The 17,072-nt window shown below is 64.5% G+C and carries 17 protein-coding genes; 12 read left to right on the forward strand and 5 right to left on the reverse strand.

The genetic code is table 11. The features are described from left to right. Nucleotides 1-25 precede the first annotated feature (25 nt). Complete coding sequence (locus U6115_RS21395; RefSeq protein ID WP_043579437.1) at nt 26-547, reverse strand: hypothetical protein; 522 nt, start codon at nt 545-547, stop codon at nt 26-28. A 302-nt stretch (nt 548-849) separates the two neighbouring features. Here U6115_RS21395 and U6115_RS21400 point away from each other — a divergent pair, with 302 nt between their 5' ends. From U6115_RS21400 to lnt, 10 genes are all read left to right on the forward strand, one after another. Beyond that, the gene (locus tag U6115_RS21400; RefSeq protein WP_043579435.1) at nt 850-1,551 is read left to right on the forward strand and encodes a S4 domain-containing protein; all 702 of its coding nucleotides are present in this window, start codon (nt 850-852) and stop codon (nt 1,549-1,551) included. A gap of 233 nt (nt 1,552-1,784) precedes the next feature. Beyond that, nucleotides 1,785-2,987: a cation:proton antiporter domain-containing protein gene (locus U6115_RS21405; protein WP_052258316.1), complete on the forward strand. Its 1,203-nt coding sequence runs from the start codon at nt 1,785-1,787 to the stop codon at nt 2,985-2,987. A gap of 85 nt (nt 2,988-3,072) precedes the next feature. Beyond that, nucleotides 3,073-3,450: a hypothetical protein gene (locus U6115_RS21410; protein WP_043579433.1), complete on the forward strand. Its 378-nt coding sequence runs from the start codon at nt 3,073-3,075 to the stop codon at nt 3,448-3,450. A 27-nt stretch (nt 3,451-3,477) separates the two neighbouring features. Continuing rightward, entirely contained in the window at nt 3,478-4,812 is a 1,335-nt protein-coding gene (gene miaB, locus U6115_RS21415) for a tRNA (N6-isopentenyl adenosine(37)-C2)-methylthiotransferase MiaB (RefSeq protein ID WP_043579428.1), read from the forward strand. A gap of 82 nt (nt 4,813-4,894) precedes the next feature. Continuing rightward, a complete protein-coding gene (locus U6115_RS21420) occupies nt 4,895-5,182 on the forward strand; it encodes a YciI family protein (protein WP_043579426.1) in 288 nt (95 codons plus the stop codon). After that, complete coding sequence (locus tag U6115_RS21425) at nt 5,179-5,850, forward strand: HAD family hydrolase (RefSeq protein WP_052258315.1); 672 nt, start codon at nt 5,179-5,181, stop codon at nt 5,848-5,850. The genes U6115_RS21420 and U6115_RS21425 overlap by 4 nt, the downstream gene beginning before the upstream one ends. Next, entirely contained in the window at nt 5,847-6,806 is a 960-nt protein-coding gene (locus U6115_RS21430; RefSeq protein WP_043579424.1) for a PhoH family protein, read from the forward strand. Before U6115_RS21425 ends, U6115_RS21430 begins: the two co-directional genes overlap by 4 nt. Next, nucleotides 6,793-7,296 carry an rRNA maturation RNase YbeY gene (ybeY, locus tag U6115_RS21435; protein ID WP_043579422.1) on the forward strand — a complete coding sequence of 168 codons (504 nt, stop codon included), beginning with the start codon at nt 6,793-6,795 and terminating at the stop codon, nt 7,294-7,296. The genes U6115_RS21430 and ybeY overlap by 14 nt, the downstream gene beginning before the upstream one ends. A 3-nt stretch (nt 7,297-7,299) precedes the next feature. Then, complete coding sequence (locus U6115_RS21440; protein ID WP_043579420.1) at nt 7,300-8,151, forward strand: HlyC/CorC family transporter; 852 nt, start codon at nt 7,300-7,302, stop codon at nt 8,149-8,151. Between the two features lie 70 nt (nt 8,152-8,221). Next, the gene (gene lnt / locus U6115_RS21445) at nt 8,222-9,712 is read left to right on the forward strand and encodes an apolipoprotein N-acyltransferase (protein WP_043579419.1); all 1,491 of its coding nucleotides are present in this window, start codon (nt 8,222-8,224) and stop codon (nt 9,710-9,712) included. On the opposite strand, the gene U6115_RS21450 is transcribed toward lnt, so the two are convergent. Further along, a complete protein-coding gene (locus U6115_RS21450; protein WP_230623427.1) occupies nt 9,709-11,346 on the reverse strand; it encodes a methyl-accepting chemotaxis protein in 1,638 nt (545 codons plus the stop codon). The genes lnt and U6115_RS21450 overlap by 4 nt on opposite strands. A gap of 177 nt (nt 11,347-11,523) precedes the next feature. Continuing rightward, entirely contained in the window at nt 11,524-13,401 is a 1,878-nt protein-coding gene (locus U6115_RS21455) for a methyl-accepting chemotaxis protein (RefSeq protein ID WP_043579415.1), read from the reverse strand. A gap of 419 nt (nt 13,402-13,820) precedes the next feature. Here U6115_RS21455 and U6115_RS21460 point away from each other — a divergent pair, with 419 nt between their 5' ends. Further along, nucleotides 13,821-14,618, forward strand: a complete 798-nt coding sequence (locus U6115_RS21460) for an MOSC domain-containing protein (RefSeq protein WP_043579413.1) — start codon at nt 13,821-13,823, stop codon at nt 14,616-14,618. Between the two features lie 33 nt (nt 14,619-14,651). Continuing rightward, nucleotides 14,652-15,566: a glutaminase gene (locus U6115_RS21465; protein ID WP_043579411.1), complete on the forward strand. Its 915-nt coding sequence runs from the start codon at nt 14,652-14,654 to the stop codon at nt 15,564-15,566. 79 nt (nt 15,567-15,645) lie between these two features. Here U6115_RS21465 and rplQ read toward each other — a convergent pair whose 3' ends face one another. Continuing rightward, entirely contained in the window at nt 15,646-16,041 is a 396-nt protein-coding gene (gene rplQ / locus U6115_RS21470) for a 50S ribosomal protein L17 (RefSeq protein ID WP_043579409.1), read from the reverse strand. A gap of 25 nt (nt 16,042-16,066) precedes the next feature. Next, the gene (locus tag U6115_RS21475) at nt 16,067-17,050 is read right to left on the reverse strand and encodes a DNA-directed RNA polymerase subunit alpha (protein WP_043579524.1); all 984 of its coding nucleotides are present in this window, start codon (nt 17,048-17,050) and stop codon (nt 16,067-16,069) included. Nucleotides 17,051-17,072 lie beyond the last annotated feature (22 nt).

Consider the following 17,072-nt stretch of genomic DNA (forward strand, 5'->3'; position numbering starts at 1 on the left):
TAAAATTGTTCGAATGACAGCCTGATTACTTGGCGACCGTCAGATCAGCCTGCAATTTCACGGAGAATGCCTTGCCCGGCTTGCCGCCCATCGCGTCTCGATAAACTTTGCCGCGCACCACCAGTTGGCCCGCGCCGTCCCACATGAAGGCGGCAGGCCCCTCCCCCACTCTGGCCACGCCGAAATTCTGGCTGCTGTATCGCACCGGCAACATGACCCGCTTCTGCAGGCGGCCATGCTCGATGCGATCGACAAACAGCAATGTCCGCTTGTCGGTCATGATGGAACTGGTATCCAGCTCTTCGACGACGTACAAGGCCGCGCCTTTCTGCAAGCAGGCCATGGCCCTCCCATCGCTGTAATTGGGATCCGGCAACGGCAGAGCGATTCTCTGCCGGACCGCCCCGTTCTTTTTCACCAGCACCACCGACTTGCTGTCGACGAAGTCCTCGGTTTCGCCGCCCGCCACGCAAACGCTGCCATCAGCCAAGGCCGTCTGCCCCAGAGAGGTGAAAGTGACTTCCGGCCCCTCATTCTCCGCGGCCATCGCCTGCTGCCCACTCAACAACCCAGCGCATACCGCCGCTGCCAACAAAACTTTCCCGCACGACATCGTGCCCCCCCATGACTGCCGCAGCCCTCACGCTCCGTGCAGGAGCCCACCGCGACCCAATTGATAAAATGTTTATCAAAGTATATATTATATCAAATATTTTAAAAGGCAAATTACCTTTACCCCGCAGTCGGCCGCGCCAGCCATCCTCCGGCCTGCCCAGCCCGCTACACTGGATTTGTCAGCCGCGCGCCGGCAACGGATAATCGCCGGCCACATACGCAAGGATGTAGCCAATGGATGATACAAGCGTGCGCCTGTCCAAGCGCATGGTGGAACTGGGCCTGTGCTCGCGCCGCGAGGCCGATGCCTGCATCGAGCAGGGCCTGGTGAAAGTGGATGGCAAAGTCGTCAATACGCTGGGCGCGCGGGTGCGGCCGGAGCAAGAGATCACGCTGGCCGGCAAGCCGCAGGCCTTGGCCGCGCTGCCGGTGACGATGCTGCTGCACCGCCCGGCAGGCGAGGACGCGCCGCCGGCGCAACTGCTGGGGCAAGACAGCCGTTCGCCGCAGGACGCGTCGGAGCAAGTCTGGCTGGCGCGCCACCGCCAGCACCTGAGCGCCTTCGGCGCCGTGGATGAGCAATGCCACGGCCTGCTGGTGCTGACCCAGGATAAAAAACTGCCCCGCCATCTGGCCGAGTGCGAGATGGAATTCCTGCTGCAAGTGGAGCAGGCGCCGGCGGCCGACGAGCTTAAAGCGCGCGTCGCAGCCATCCGCCTGGACGGCAAACCGTTGCGCCAATGCAAGATCAGCCGCCAGAGCGACCATCAGCTGCGCTGCGCGGTTTACGCGCCGCGCGCCGGTTTCTTCGCCGAAATCAGCCGCCAGCTCGGCGTCCGCCTGCAAAGCGCGCGCTGCATCCGCATCGGCCGCCTGGCCTTGGCCGGACTGCAGCCGGGACAATGGCGCTATCTGCAGCCGTTCGAACGCTTCTGACCCTTGCCCGCGCCAGCCAGCCCGACTCCGCCGCGCGGGCTGGCGCCTCCGGCTTTCCATTTGATGGCGCTGCGCCTTGCTCCGCCGCCGCGGACGCCTCATCGCGAGCAGATCAAGGCTCGCGGCCTGGCTTCGCGCCATGATGAAAGCTGAATGAAATAATAAATTTATCGGAACTCGGTTCCTGATATTCCGTCTTTATACCATCCAGCCATTCAACCGGAATTCCGCCCATGCCCCACGACACCCCCCTGATCACCACCATCGTCGGCGGCCTGGTATTCGCCTTCGCCTTCGGCATGCTGGCGCTGCGCCTGCGCCTGCCGCCGCTGGTGGGTTATCTGTGCGCCGGCATCCTGGTGGGGCCGTTCACGCCCGGCTTCCAGGCCGACACCGCGCTGGCGCCGGAATTGGCCGAGCTGGGGGTGATTCTATTGATGTTCGGCGTCGGCCAGCACTTCTCGATCAAGGACCTGATGGCGGTGAAGGCCATCGCCGTGCCGGGCGCGCTGGCGCAAATCGCGGTGGCCACTTTGCTGGGCATGGGGCTGTCCCACTTCCTGGGCTGGCCGCTGGGCGAAGGCCTGGTGTTCGGCCTGGCGCTGTCGGTGGCCAGCACGGTGGTGCTGCTGCGCGCGCTGGAAGAGCACGGCTGGCTGGAAACCGAGGATGGCAAGATCGCCGTCGGCTGGCTGGTGGTGGAAGACCTGGTGATGGTGCTGACCCTGGTGCTGCTGCCGGCGGTGGCCGGCGCGCTGGGCGGCGCCCAGGCCGCGCCGTCGCTCGAGCAACTGGGCTGGACGCTGATGCTGACGGTGGGCAAGGTGGCGGCCTTCGTCGCGTTGATGCTGGTGGTCGGGCGCCGCTTCATTCCCTGGATGCTGGAGCGCGTCGTCCACACCGGCAGCCGCGAGCTGTTCCGCCTGGGCGTGCTGGCCACCGCGCTGGGCGTGGCCTACGGCGCCACCCAGCTGTTCCAGATTTCGTTCGCGCTGGGCGCCTTCTTCGCCGGCATGGTGATGGCGGAATCGCCGTTCAGCCACCGCGCGGCCGAGGAGTCGCTGCCGCTGCGAGAGGCGTTCGCGGTGCTGTTCTTCGTGTCGGTCGGCATGCTGCTGAATCCGCAAGTGCTGCTCAACGACGCGCCGACGCTGCTGGCCACCGTGCTGATCATCGTGCTGGGCAAATCGCTGGCCGCCTACGGCATCGTGCGGCTGTTCCGCCGCGGCCGCGCCACCAGCCTGCGCATCGCCGCCAGCCTGTCGCAGATCGGCGAATTCTCGTTCATCCTGGCCGGGCTGGGCATGTCGCTGGGCTTGCTCAGCCCGCGCGGCCAGGCGCTGATCCTGGCCGGCTCCATCGTTTCCATCCTGCTCAACCCGATGATGTTCGCGTTGGCCGAACGCTTTCGGCCTGCGGCGCTGGCGGCCGAGTAGCCGGAAAAAATGCTATAAACATCTGGCCCCGCCCGACCAGTCGGGCCGTCTATGGTAGAATCGCGCGCAAAGCGTTCAAATTGCTATGAAAAAGCCCATCGCCGCCCTCTGTCTATGCCTCGCCCTGCCCGCAGCCGCCGGCAGGCTGCTGCCCGACAGCCTGGTGATGGGCAAGTTGGGCGACCAGAACGCCGCCGGCATCGCCTTCGTCCGCGCCGACCAAACCTTCCTGCAGCGGCTAGGGGGGCTGATCGCCGTGCCGCCGCCGCGTTTCGCGCTGGCCCCCGGCCTGCGCATCTTCGATGGCGGCAACCGCTTTCTGCTGAGCGGGCAATTGAATGATCTCAGGGGCAAAACCGTAGGCGTGACCTTCGATCCGCAAGGCAGCATCAACCGCATCTGGGTGCTGGGCGACGATGAGATCGAGGCGCTGAAGCAGCGCCAGGCCCGGACCACCCCTTAAACCGAACCGCAGGAAACCCGAGTAGCAATGAAGAAGGTATACATCAAGACCTTCGGCTGCCAGATGAACGAGTACGATTCCGACAAGATGGCGGACGTGCTGGGCAGCACCGAAGACATGGTCAAGACGGATACTCCGGAAGACGCCGACATCATCCTGTTCAACACCTGCAGCGTGCGCGAGAAGGCCCAGGAGAAAGTGTTCTCCGATCTGGGCCGCGTGCGCCCGCTGAAGGAAGCCAAACCCGGCCTGATCATAGGCGTGGGCGGCTGCGTGGCCAGCCAGGAAGGCGACGCCATCGTCAAGCGCGCGCCCTACGTCGACGTGGTGTTCGGCCCGCAGACGCTGCACCGCCTACCGGAAATGATCCGCGCCAAGCGCGACAGCGGCCGCGCTCAGGTCGACATCTCCTTCCCGGAAATCGAGAAATTCGACCATATCCCACCGGCCAAGGTAGACGGCGCCGCCGCCATGGTGTCCATCATGGAAGGCTGTTCCAAATACTGCTCGTTCTGCGTGGTGCCCTACACCCGCGGCGAGGAGGTGTCGCGGCCGTTCGAGGACGTGCTGACCGAAATCGCCGGCCTGGCGGCGCAGGGGGTCAAGGAAATCACGCTCCTGGGCCAGAACGTCAACGCCTACCGCGGCCTGATGGCCGACGGCGAGATCGCCGACTTCGCGCTGCTGCTGGAATACGTGCACGAGGTGCCGGGCGTGGAGCGCATCCGCTTCACCACCAGCCATCCGCGCGAATTTTCCCAACGCATCATCGACTGCTACGCCAAACTGCCCAAACTGGTTTCCCACCTGCACCTGCCGGTGCAGTCCGGCGCCGACCGCGTGCTGATGGCGATGAAGCGCGGCTACACCAGCCTGGAATACAAATCCATCATCCGCAAGCTGCGCGCGATCCGCCCGGACCTGTGCCTGTCGTCCGACTTCATCGTCGGCTTCCCCGGCGAAACCGAGGCCGACTTCGAACAGACGCTGAAGCTGGTGACCGACCTGGCATTCGACTTCAGCTACGTGTTCATCTACAGCCCGCGCCCCGGCACCCCGGCCGCCAATCTGGCGGACGACACCCCGCACGCGGAGAAAGTGCGCCGGCTGGAAGCCTTGAACGCCGTCATCGAAGCCCGCGGCTTCGAAATCAACAAGGCGATGGTCGGCAGCGTGCAGAGGGTGCTGGTGGAAAACGTGTCGCGCAAGGACGACGCCATGCTGGCGGCGCGCACCGCCAACAACCGCGTGGTCAACTTCGCCGGCCATCCGCGGCTGCTGGGCCAGATGATCGACGTGCGCATCACCGAGGCGCGGCCGCACTCGCTGGCCGGCGAGGCGCTGGTTCACGAAAGCGTTTGAGCCGCGTGCATACCATCGCCATGCTATCGCCGGCGCGGCGCCGGGCGTATGCTGTGCATCGTCCCGCCATGGAGAAACCGTGATGTACGTCGTCTCGCTGAGTTACACCGCCTCGCTGTCCGACATCGACGCGCTGCTGCCCGCCCACGTGGCATGGCTGAACCAGGCTTACGCCGACGGGCTGTTCCTGGCCTCCGGCCGCAAGGTGCCGCGCAGCGGCGGCGTGATCCTGGCCCGTGGCGAGCGCGCTGCGCTGGAAGCCCGCCTGGCGGACGACCCGTTCGCCAAAGCCGGCGTGGCCCGCTACGACATCACCGAATTCGTCCCGAGCATGACCGCCGCCGGACTGGAAGGATTGAAGGAAGCATGAAGCCGCAGGGCATCCGGGCGATACTGCTGGATCTGGACGACACGCTGTTCGACGACGCTTACGCCAGCGCGCAGGCGTTCGCAGCGTTCATCGGCCCGCATGCCTCGCGCTTCTCCCAACCGCCCGACGCGCTGCAGGCGCGCTGGCGCGGCTGCATCGACCGCCACTGGCGCCGCTTCGAGCTGGGCGAACTGAGCCTCGCGCAGCAACGCCACGAGCGCCTGCGCGACTTCCTCGGCGAGCCGGACATGAGCGAAGCCGAAGCCGCCCTACTGTTCCAGCCTTATATGGACGCCTACCGCCGCCACCGCCGGCTCACCCCCGGCGCGGCGGATTTTCTCGACGCCACCCGCCACCTGGTCCGCATCGTGGTCAGCAACGGCGGCGCCGAGCAGCAACGCGCCAAGCTGGAGCACCTGGGCATCGCCCATCATTTCCGCCACCTGCTCACCTGCGACGCCGTCGGCGCCGCCAAGCCCGACGCGCGCATCTTCCGCCGGGCGCTGGAGCTGGCTGGACAAGAAGCGCGCGCCTGCCTGATGGTGGGCGACGACCTCGAACGCGACATAGAACCGGCGCGACGGCTGGGCATGGCAGTGCGCCATGTCGCGCCCGGCAGCCACGCCGCCATTTTTGCAACGCTTAGCCAACAGCTGCGAAACGCATGAGCACAACCGAACCCCTGAGCTTCAATCCGGTGGACAACGAACGGCTGGCCCGCCTGGCCGGCCCGCTGGACGAAAACCTGAAACAGATCGAAACCGGCCTGGACGTGGTGGTGCAACGCCGCGGCGAAACCTTCCGCGTACAGGGCGAACAGGCCAAGCTGGCGGTGGAGGCGCTGACCCGGCTCTACTTGCTGGCCGCCCAGCAGGACGTATCGATAGACGACGTGCAGCTGTCGCTGGTGGAGCTGCGCCAGCGCCAGACCAGCGGCGAGCAGGAAGAGTCGCCGGTGCTGGCCACCCGCCGCGGCGACCTCAAGGGCCGCACGCCGAATCAGGCGCGCTATATCAAGGCCATTCTGCAACACGACGTCACCTTCGGCATCGGCCCGGCCGGCACCGGCAAAACCTATCTGGCCGTCGCCTGCGCGGTGGACGCGATGGAGCGCGACGCGGTCAAGCGCATCGTGCTGGTGCGCCCGGCGGTGGAGGCAGGCGAGAAGCTGGGCTTCCTGCCTGGCGACCTGGCGCAGAAGGTGGACCCTTACCTGCGCCCGCTGTACGACGCGCTGTACGACCTGATGGGCTTCGACCGCGTCACCCGGCTGTTCGAAAAGAACCTGATCGAGATCGCGCCCTTGGCCTATATGCGCGGCCGCACGCTGAACCACGCCTTCATCATTCTGGACGAGGCGCAGAACACCACGCCGGAGCAGATGAAAATGTTCCTCACCCGCATCGGCTTCGGCTCGCGCGCGGTGATCACCGGCGACGTCACCCAGATCGACCTGGCCCGCCACCAGAAGAGCGGCCTGGTCGAGGTGGAGCGCATCCTCGGCCAGGTGCGCGGCATCCATTTCCATCATTTCAATAGCCAAGATGTGGTGCGCCACCCGCTGGTGCAGAAAATCGTCGACGCCTACGACACTTACCAAAGCAAGCAAGATGAAACAAGCTAAACGCCACCCCCTGCTGGCCCGCCTGCGCGCGCGGCTGGAGCTGACCCTGGACGTGCGCAGCGATGCCGCGCTGCCGCCGCCGGCGCTGATCCGCCGCGCCTGCCAGGCCGCGCTGCAGCGCGGCGTCGAAAAAGCGCAGATCAGCATCGTCATCGTCGACGCCGCTGAAGGCCGTCAGCTCAACAACGACTACCGCGGCAAGGATTATGCGACCAATGTCCTGTCCTTCGCGCTGAACGAAGGCGAGCCGGTGGCCGGCCTGCCGCTGTTCGGCGACCTGGTGCTGTGCGCGCCGGTGGTGGAGAAGGAAGCCGCAGAGCAGAACAAGGACCTGATGGCCCATTACGCGCACCTCTTGGTGCACGGCATGCTGCACCTGCAAGGCTTCGACCACGAAGAAGACGACGAAGCCGAGGCGATGGAAGCGCTTGAAACCGTCATCGTTAAACAGCTAGGATATCCCGACCCCTACCACGAGGAGCAGTTCTAAGAAATGGAAGACCCCAGTAAACCGCGGCCCAGTTGGCTTGAACGCCTGTCCACCATGCTCTTGCGCGAGCCGGAAGACCGCGAGGAGTTGATCGAGCTGCTGCACAACGCCTTCGAGCGCAACCTGCTGGATGCCGAGGCCCTCGGCATGATAGAAGGCGTGCTGGAAGTGAGCGAACTGACCGTCCGGGACGTGATGATCCCGCGCAGCCAGATGCACGTGCTCAACATCGACGACCCGATCTCCCGCTTCCTGCCGACCGTCATCGACTCCGGCCACTCGCGCTTCCCGGTGATAGGCGAAAGCAAGGATGACGTGCAAGGCATCCTGCTGGCCAAGGAGTTGCTGCGTTACTTCCATGCGCCCGCCACCTTCAATTTGAAGAACGTGCTGCGCCCGGCGGTGTTCGTGCCGGAATCGAAACCGCTGAACGTGCTGCTGCGCGACTTCCGCGCCACCCACAACCACATGGCGGTGGTGGTCGACGAATACGGCGGCGTCTGCGGCCTGGTCACCATCGAAGACGTGATCGAACAGATCGTCGGCGACATCGAGGACGAATACGACATCGAGGACGACGAGGACGACATCGTGCCGGTGCGCGGCAACGAGCGTTACCGCGTCAAGGCGCTGACCGAGATCGAAGACTTCAATCACTACTTCGGCACCGACTACGCCGACGACGATGTCGACACCGTCGGCGGCCTGGTGATCTCGCTCACCGGCCATTTGCCCAAGCGCGGCGAAAAAATCGAGGCCGCCGGCCTGCGCTTCACCGTGCTGCGCGCCGACAGCCGCCGCCTGGACAGCCTGCTGGTGGAACGCATCCAGCTGAGCGCCGGCCAGGCCGAATAAGGCCTATGCTGAAGGCAGCCTGCGCCGCGCCGGCTGCCGCCCTCCCACTACCGCAAACGACACGCTAGCCATGCGAATACTGATCCTGCTCCTGGCCGCCGCGCTAGCCGGCGCCCTCACCGTGTTTTCCTTCGCGCCCTACCGGCTGTTCTGGCTGATGCCGCTGTGCCTGGCCGCGCTGCTGGAGCTGATACAGCGCGAGCCGCGCCGCGCCTTCTGGATAGGCTATGTCTGGGGCCTGGCCGCCTACACCAGCAACTTCCACTGGCTGTACGCCAGCCTGCACGATGTCGCCGGCCTGCCGGCCCTGATCGCCGCGCCGCTGGTGCTGCTGCTGCCGGCCTATCTGGCGCTGTACCCGGGCCTGGCCGCCTGGGTGGCCTGCCGCGTCGACCCTCGCCCCTGGGTGCGCTATCTGGTGGCCTTCCCCGCCGCCTGGGAGCTGGGCGAATGGCTGCGCAGCTGGGTGATGACCGGCTTCCCCTGGGCCGCCGCCGGCTATTCGCAAATCACCGAAAGCCCGCTGTCCGGCTACGCGCCGATCGGCGGCATCCACTTGGTCAGCTATCTGGTGGCGCTGTCCGCCGGCGCGCTGATGATGCTGGCGCGCAGCGGCATGCGCTTGCGGCTGGGCATCGTGATCGCCACCTCGCTGCTGTGGCTGAGCGGCTTCTGGCTGCGCGATGTGGAGTGGACCGCGCCGCAGGGCAAGCCGATCAGCGTGGCGCTGGCCCAGGGCAATATCGCCCAGGAATTGAAGTGGACGCCGGAAAACCTGGAGCAGTCGCTGCTCACTTACTACCGCCAGGTGGCGATGACCCGCGCCGATCTGATGATACTGCCGGAAACCGCGCTGCCGCTATTCCTGGACGACCTGCCTTCCGGCTATCTGTCGATGATGCGCGGCGAGGCCAGCCGCGCCGGCATGGCGCTGGCCAGCGGCATTCCGCGCCGCACCAACGATGGCCGCGGCTATCTGAACGCGGTGGTGGCGTTGTCCGATCCGAAAATGCCGTACTACGCCAAGGACCACCTGGTGCCGTTCGGCGAGTTCATCCCGCTGCCCGGCCTGATAGGCTGGATCTACCAGTATATGAACATGCCGCTGTCCGGCTTCAGCCGCGGCGGCGCCAACCAGCCGCCGCTGCTGCTGGCCGGCCAGAAAGTGGCCTTCAACGTCTGCTACGAGGATAGTTTCGGCGAAGAGCTGTCCGGCCCGGCGGCGCAGGCCGGCATGCTGGCCAACGTCAGCAACCTGGCCTGGTTCGGCAAGAGCGAGGCGATGAGCCAGCACCTGCAGCTGTCGCAGGCCCGTTCGCTGGAAACCGGCCGCTACATGCTGCGCGCCACCAATAACGGCATGACCGCCATCATCCGGCCGGACGGCGAAATTTCCGCCATCGCCGCGCCGTTCACCGCCCAGGTGCTGACCGGCTTCGCCCAGAGCCGCCAGGGCCTGACCCCATACATGCGCGTCGGCAACCTGCCGGTGGCGCTGGGCTGCGGCTTGCTGCTGCTGGCGGCGCTGGCGCTGGGCTGGCGCCGCCGCGGCGAGCACTAGGCGGAGCGCTCGCCCACCGAGAAGCGCGCCACCAGCTGGCGCAGATTCGATGCCAGCTGATCCATATTGTGGATGGCGCGCGCCGCCGCCTGGGTGGCGACGGCGTTGCTGCTGGCGCTGTGGGCGATCTGCTCGACATGCTGGGCGATGGTCTGGCTGGCCACGCTCTGCTCCTGCAAGGCGAAGGAGATGTCGCCGACCACCGCGATCACGCCGTTGGCGCTGTCCTGGATGCGGGCGATCTCGTCGCCGGCCTGTTCGGCCAGCCCCAAGCCCGCCTTCACCCGCGCCACCGCCTCCTCCATGCTGCTGCGCGAATTCTGCGCGCCCTGCTGCACGTCCTGGATCATGGTGGCGATTTCCTGCGTCGCCTGCGCGGTGCGCTCCGACAGCTTGCGCACCTCGTCGGCCACCACCGCGAAGCCGCGGCCCATCTCGCCGGCGCGCGCCGCCTCGATCGCCGCGTTCAAGGCCAGCAGATTGGTCTGGTCGGCGATGTCGCGGATCACCTGCATGATGCTGGAGATAGTATCGGTCTTGTCGGCCAGGCTGGTGATGATGCCGGAGGTCTGGTCCACCGCCTCGTTGATGCGGCGCATCTCGCTCACCGCCTCGGCGATCACCGCGCTGCCGCTCTTGGAGCGGCTGCCGGATTCGCTGGCCAGGTCGCGCGCGTCCTGCGAACGATCGGCGATGTGATTGACGCTGACCGTCAATTGCTCGATCGATGCTGCCATCGCGGTGGCCGCCTCGCTCTGCTGTTCCGAGCCCTTGCCGACCACCGCCGCTTCGCTGGTCACCTCGCCGCTCATCCGCGACAGCTGGTTGGCGTCGGCGACGATGTCGCGCACCAGCCGCCTGAGCTCCTCCTGCATGCCGCTGACCGCGGCCATCAGGCTGGTCTGGTCGCCGCGCTTCAGGCTGACCGGCTCGGCCAATTGGCCGGAGGCGATGCGCTTGACCACCGCCACCGTCTCCAAGGGATCGGCCCCCAGCTGCCCCAGCACATTGCGCAGCACCAGGCCGCCCAGCCCCAACAGCAGCAGCAACGCCACCGCCAGCACCACGCCCAGGGTCAGCAGCTGATCGCGGAAGGCCGCGTTGACGTCGTCCAGGTAGATGCCAGTGCCCACCACCCAATGCCAACCCGGCGTGGTGGTGACGTATGACATCTTGGGCTGCGGCTTGTCGAAGCCTGGCTTGTTCCACACGTATTCGCCGAAACCGCCTCCGCCCGGCGAGGCGATGGCCCTGGCGAACAGATCCTTCAGCTCCACGCCGTTGGGGTCTTTGACGCCGGCCAGGTTCTTGCCTATCAATTCCGGCTTGGCGCCGTGGGCGACATAGTTCCAGTCGGCGTCATAGGCGAAAAAATACTCGCGCTGGTCATAGTGCATCGAACTGAGCACCTGTGACACCGTGCGCTTGGCGTCGGCCTCGCTGATCTTGCCGCTTTGCGCCAAGCGCTCGTAGGTGGACACCAGGGTCACCGCGCTCTCCACCAGATTGCGCACCTTGTCCTGGCGGTCCTGCATCATCGCCTGGCGCTGGCTGAACACCGTCGCCACCCCCAATGCGCACACCACCAGCACCACCAGCGCCATCAAGCCGAACAGCCTGGTCTTCAGGCTCATTCCCGCCATGCTTCCCATTTCCCGCTCCTTCCCCTGGCACATGTCTAAGATGTGCTCATTCTGATAGTTCTACTATGGACTTATTCTAGAAAGCGCCTCCCCCCGCCGCCATGCCGAATTGGCCGCGGCGCGCAATAAAAAGCCCGGCATTGCCGGGCTGGGGGATTTCCTGCTGGCTTACACGCGGAAGCTGGAGAACAGCTGGCGCATGCTGCTGGCCGAATGCGACAACTCGCTCAGCGTGTCACGGACGGTCTGCAGCGCATCGTCGCTGTCGACGATGCGGCCGTTGATCTGCTCGGTGCTCTGCGCGATCAGCGTGGTGGCCTTGTGCTGCTCGCTGGTGGACAAGGTGATTTCGTTCATCTTGGCCATCACCTCTTCCATCGCCTTCTGGATCTGCTCGATGCGCTCCACCGCGCCCATCGTCAGCTCGACGCCGCCATCCACCGAGTTGACGGTGCGCTGCATATTGCTGACCGCCTGGCTGGTTTCCTCACGGATGGTGCTGACCATGCCGGAGATCTCCACCGTGGCCTGGCCGGTGCGTTCGGCCAGCTTGCGCACTTCGTCGGCCACCACCGCGAAGCCGCGGCCCATTTCGCCGGCGCGCGCTGCTTCGATCGCCGCGTTCAGCGCCAGCAGGTTGGTCTGGTCGGCGATGTCCTTGATCACATTGGTGATGCCGCTGATCTGCTGCGAACGCTGATCCAGCGACGACAGCATGCCGGACAAGCCCTTCACCGCCTCCACCGTGCTGTTCATCTCGCTGGAGATCCGCTGCATGCCGCTGGCGCTCTCGCTGGACACGTCTCCGGTATGGGTCACCAGGCCGTCCGCTTCCCGCGCGGCGTCGGCGATGTGCGAGATGCTGACGGTGATCTGCTCCAGCGTAGCGGCGTTGGAACTGGACACGTCGGCGATCTGGCGCGAATCGTGCGCCACCTTGTCCACGGTCTGGGTGACGCTCTCCACCCCGCCGGTGACTTTCTCGGCCTCTTCCTTCACTGCGATGAACATCTTCTGCAGTTGGCCGATGAAGCGGTTGAAGGCGGTGGCGGTTTCGGCGATCTCGTCCTGGCCGGTCACCTCGATGCGGCGGGTCAGGTCGCCCTCGCCCTGGGAAATCTCCAGCATCGCGCTGCGCAGGCGGCCGAGGCCGGCCAGCATCTTGCTCAGCATCACGCTGGCGACCGGGATCAGAATCAGCACGCACAGCGCGCCCAGGCCGACGATGGTCATCAGCAAGGTGTGCAGCGGGCTGGACACCACCGACTCGTCGGTCACCACGCCCAGCAGCCAGTTGGTGCCGTCAACCGGCTGCACTTCCACCAGTTTCTCTTCGCCGCCGACGCTGATGCGGCCCATTTCGTTGCTGTTGGCCAGCTGCGTCAGGCGGTCTGCGGTCAGCTCGGGCACTTTCTCCGTCAGCGGCTTCAAGGTCAGGCTGTTGTCGGGGTGGGCGATCACCTTGCCGCTCTTGTCGGTGAGGAAGGCGTAGCCGTTGCCGCGCAACTTCACCGACAGCACAGTCTTGACCAGATCATCGATGAAGATGTCGCCGCCGACCACCGCCTTCAGGCCGCTGCCGTCTTTCACCGGCGACACGAAGGTCACCACCAGCTTCTTGGTGTCGAAATCGACATAGGGGTCAGACACGCCGGGATTGCCGCTGGCAGCCGCTTGCTGGTACCACGGCCGCGCCACCGGGTCGTAGCCTTGCGGTTGCGGCTTCATGTCGGAGCGCAGCATCACGTGCTGCGCGGTGCCGATATAGGTCATGTCGAAGCCGCCAGCCTGGCTCAGCCGGGCCAGGGTCTGGCGCGGGTCGGTTTCGCCAACCAAAGGATTGGCCGCGATCACCACCCCCACCTTGCTCTTGTACCAGCCGCTCACAAGGCTGGCATACCCTTTCGAAGTGCCGTCCAGCTCGTTTTCCACGCCATGGATGATCTCGTTACGCATCTGACCGTAGACCAGAATCGTAATCACCACGCCCAGCACCACCAACAACAAGGCAATAAAAGCAATCAGTTTCACACGCAAAGAGCGCATAGCACTTTCTCCTCATCCCCAATCACTTGCGACGCCATCACAGCTCCAGCGTCGCTGCGTCAGGCACTGTTATGATGTATTGCTACTCAGGTTGTAGTCTCTATCCAAACAAAGCTCAACGCCCAATTCCATCGCGCCTCCACATTGCCAGGGCATCAGCCATCGACGTTTGATCCCGATCACGAAGCCGCCGCGCGAGACGGCATTTCGGACAACATCAAAACAATCCGACAATAAGCAGCTGGGTAATCAATTTAAATTGCCGGGCGAATATATGCAATGGCCCCCTTACAAACAGCGCAGCGCTTACTGTGGCCAGCGCTTAAAAACCGCTTCGTCGGACAACTCGGCGCCCACTCGGCAACACTCCACGGCCTTGCGGTGGTAGCATCCCGCTGGAATGCAATGTGGAGATAGCAATGCAATTGACCAGCATGTTCGTTCATCCTCTCAAATCGACCCGCGGCATCGCCTTCGAGCGCGCCTTCGCCGGCAAGCTCGGCCTGCTGCACGACCGCGAGTGGATACTGACCACCCCCGACGGCGACCAGATCACCGCCCGCTCCCACCCGCAGCTGGTTCGCGTCGGCGTGGAGCTGATGCCTGGCGGCATCCTGCTGCATTACGAGGGCAAGGCGCCGATCTTCGCGATGGCCACCGCCTACACCCGACCGCATCGCGCCCAGGTATGGAAGGACGAATTCCAGGCCTGGCACGGCGACCAACGGCTGGATGCCTGGTTCGCCGACATACTGGGCCAGGAGTGCCGGCTGTTGTGGCTGGGCGCTCAATCCGGCCGCGCCTTCAAAGGCGGCGCGGAGAAAATGAGCTTTGCCGACGGCTACCCCTTCCTGCTGGTCAACCAGGCTTCGCTCGACGACCTGAACCGCCAGCTGCAACGCCCGGTCACGCTGCGCCACTTCCGCCCCAATCTGGTGATAGACGGCGACTACCCGTGGATGGAGGACGAATGGCAAGTCATCCGCATCGGCGAAGTGGAATTCGATGTGATGAAGCCCTGCACCCGCTGCGTGCTGACTACGGTAGACCCCGACACCGGCAGCAAGGATGCCGACGGCGAACCGTTGCGCACGCTGGTGCGCACCCGCAGGCTGGAAGAAGGTGTCTGCTTCGGCATGAACCTGCGCGCCCGCAACGAGGGCATGCTGGAAATCGGCGCGCCGCTGGAGGTATTGCAGGAGCGCTATAGCTTCTAGACTGATGCCATCGCCGCTGCTTACAATCATTGAATGAATCTGCAAGCACTCATTGAAGATATCCGGCAGCAGACGCTGCCGTTCTACGACCACGGCCAGGTGGCCGACTACATCCCGGCGCTGGCATCGGTGCCGCCGCACCAATTCGGCATGGCCATCAGCACGCTGGATGGCCGGCACTACGCCTGCGGCGACGCCGAACAGCCATTCTCCATCCAGAGCATCAGCAAGGCCTTCATGCTGGCGCTGACGCTGCAGGTCGATGGCGAAGCGCTGTGGCAGCACGTCGGCAAGGAGCCCTCCGGCAATCCGTTCAATTCGCTGGTGCAGCTGGAGTACGAGCACGGCATTCCGCGCAATCCCTTCATCAACGCCGGCGCCTTGGTGGTGACCGACCGCGCCATCCGCCACTTCGGCGACGCCCACCGCCAGCTGCTGGACTGGCTCCGCGAGGAAAGCGGCGCGCCCGGGCTGGCGGCCAACGAGCGCATCGCCGCTTCCGAGCGCGAGCACGGCGACCGCAACGCCGCGCTGGCGCACTTCATGAAGAGCTACGGCAATCTGCGACATCCGGTTGAGCAGGTTCTGGAGCAATACTTCCATAACTGCAGCATCGAAATGAGTTGCCGACAGCTGGCCCGCGCCGGCCTGTTCCTGGCCAACCATGGCGTCTCGCCCGTCACCACGCGACAATACCTGAGCCGCAGCCAGGCCAAACAGGTGAACGCGGTCATGCTGACCTGCGGCACCTACGACGCGGCCGGCGAATTCGCCTATCGGGTGGGCTTGCCGGTGAAGAGCGGCGTGGGAGGAGGTTTGCTGGCGGTGATACCGGGCAAGATGAGCATCGCGGTGTGGAGCCCGCAACTGGATTCGCGCGGCAATTCGGTATTGGGGCTGGAGGCGCTGGATCGCTTCACCACCCGCACCGGGCTATCCATCTTTTGATTTGATTCTCGCGGCCGGCAGCGGCCGCAAATGAAAAAAGCCAGCTCTTGCGAGCTGGCTTTTCTCTCAACCCTGCCGATTACTCGGCGGAGTCGTCTACAACGGCAACGGCATCTTCAGCGCGGTCCACCAGCTCTACCAGAGCCATCGGGGCGTTGTCGCCCTTGCGGAAACCATACTTCAGGATACGCACGTAACCGCCATTGCGGGCGGAGAAGCGCGGGCCGAGCACGTCGAAGAGTTTAACCACGATATCGCGGTCACGGGTGCGGTCGAACGCCAGACGACGGTTGGCGAGCGAAGGCTTTTTGCCGAGCGTGATGAGCGGCTCGGCCACACGACGCAGTTCCTTGGCTTTCGGCAGCGTGGTCACGATTACTTCGTGCTTCAGCAGCGAGTTAGCCATGTTGCGCAGCATCGCCAGACGATGGCTGGTCGTGCGGTTCAGTTTACGATTACTGTAACGATGACGCATTGTTAATGTCCTTTTATCTCAAACCTTACGGCTTTTCGAGGCCAGCAGGCGGCCAGTTCTCCAGCTTCATGCCGAGAGTCAGGCCCTTGGAAGCGAGAACTTCCTTGATCTCGTTCAGCGACTTGCGGCCGAGGTTCGGAGTTTTCAGAAGCTCGGTTTCAGTACGCTGGATCAGATCGCCGATGTAATAAATGTTCTCAGCTTTCAGGCAGTTGGCCGAACGAACCGTCAGTTCAAGATCGTCTACCGGACGCAGCAGGATCGGATCGATCGGCGGCGCCTTTTCAACGACTTCTTCAACCGCTGTGCCCTGGAGATCAGCAAAGATCGACAGCTGGTCCATCAGGATGCGGGCTGCGTTGCGCACAGCCTGCTCCGGCTCGATGACGCCATTGGTCTCGATGTCGAGAACCAGGCGGTCGAGGTCGGTACGTTGTTCCACACGGGCGCTTTCCACAGCGAAGCTCACGCGGCGAACCGGCGAGAAGGAAGCGTCCAGTTGGATGGTACCGATGGAACGGTTGTCATCATGGCTGGATCGAACGGACACCGGCTGATAGCCGCGGCCCTTTTCGATCTTGATCTCCATGTCGATCTTGCCGCCGGAGGAGAGGTGACAAATCACGTGTTCCGGATTGATCACTTCCACATCATGCGGCAGCTCGATATCGCTAGCCAAGACAGCGCCTTCACCGTCCTTTTTCAAGGTCAGCACGACACTGTCGCGACCATGCAGCTTAAGCACTACGCCCTTGAGGTTGAGGAGGATGTCGACGACATCCTCGCGCACGCCATCAAGCGCGGAATACTCATGCAAAACGCCAGCGATAGTCACTTCGGTCGGAGCGTAGCCCGGCATCGACGACAGCAGAATACGGCGCAGCGAGTTGCCCAGGGTATGGGCATAGCCGCGCTCGAACGGCTCCATCGACACACGAGCGTGAGTTGCGGAAACCGGCTGTACGTCGATGAGACGGGGTTTCAGAAATTCCGAAGCGCTGTTTTGCATAGTCATTCCCTAAGAGCTAGCG

Origin of the sequence: Chromobacterium subtsugae, from assembly GCF_035919665.1 — a bacterium.
Taxonomy (GTDB): Bacteria; Pseudomonadota; Gammaproteobacteria; order Burkholderiales; family Chromobacteriaceae; genus Chromobacterium; species Chromobacterium subtsugae.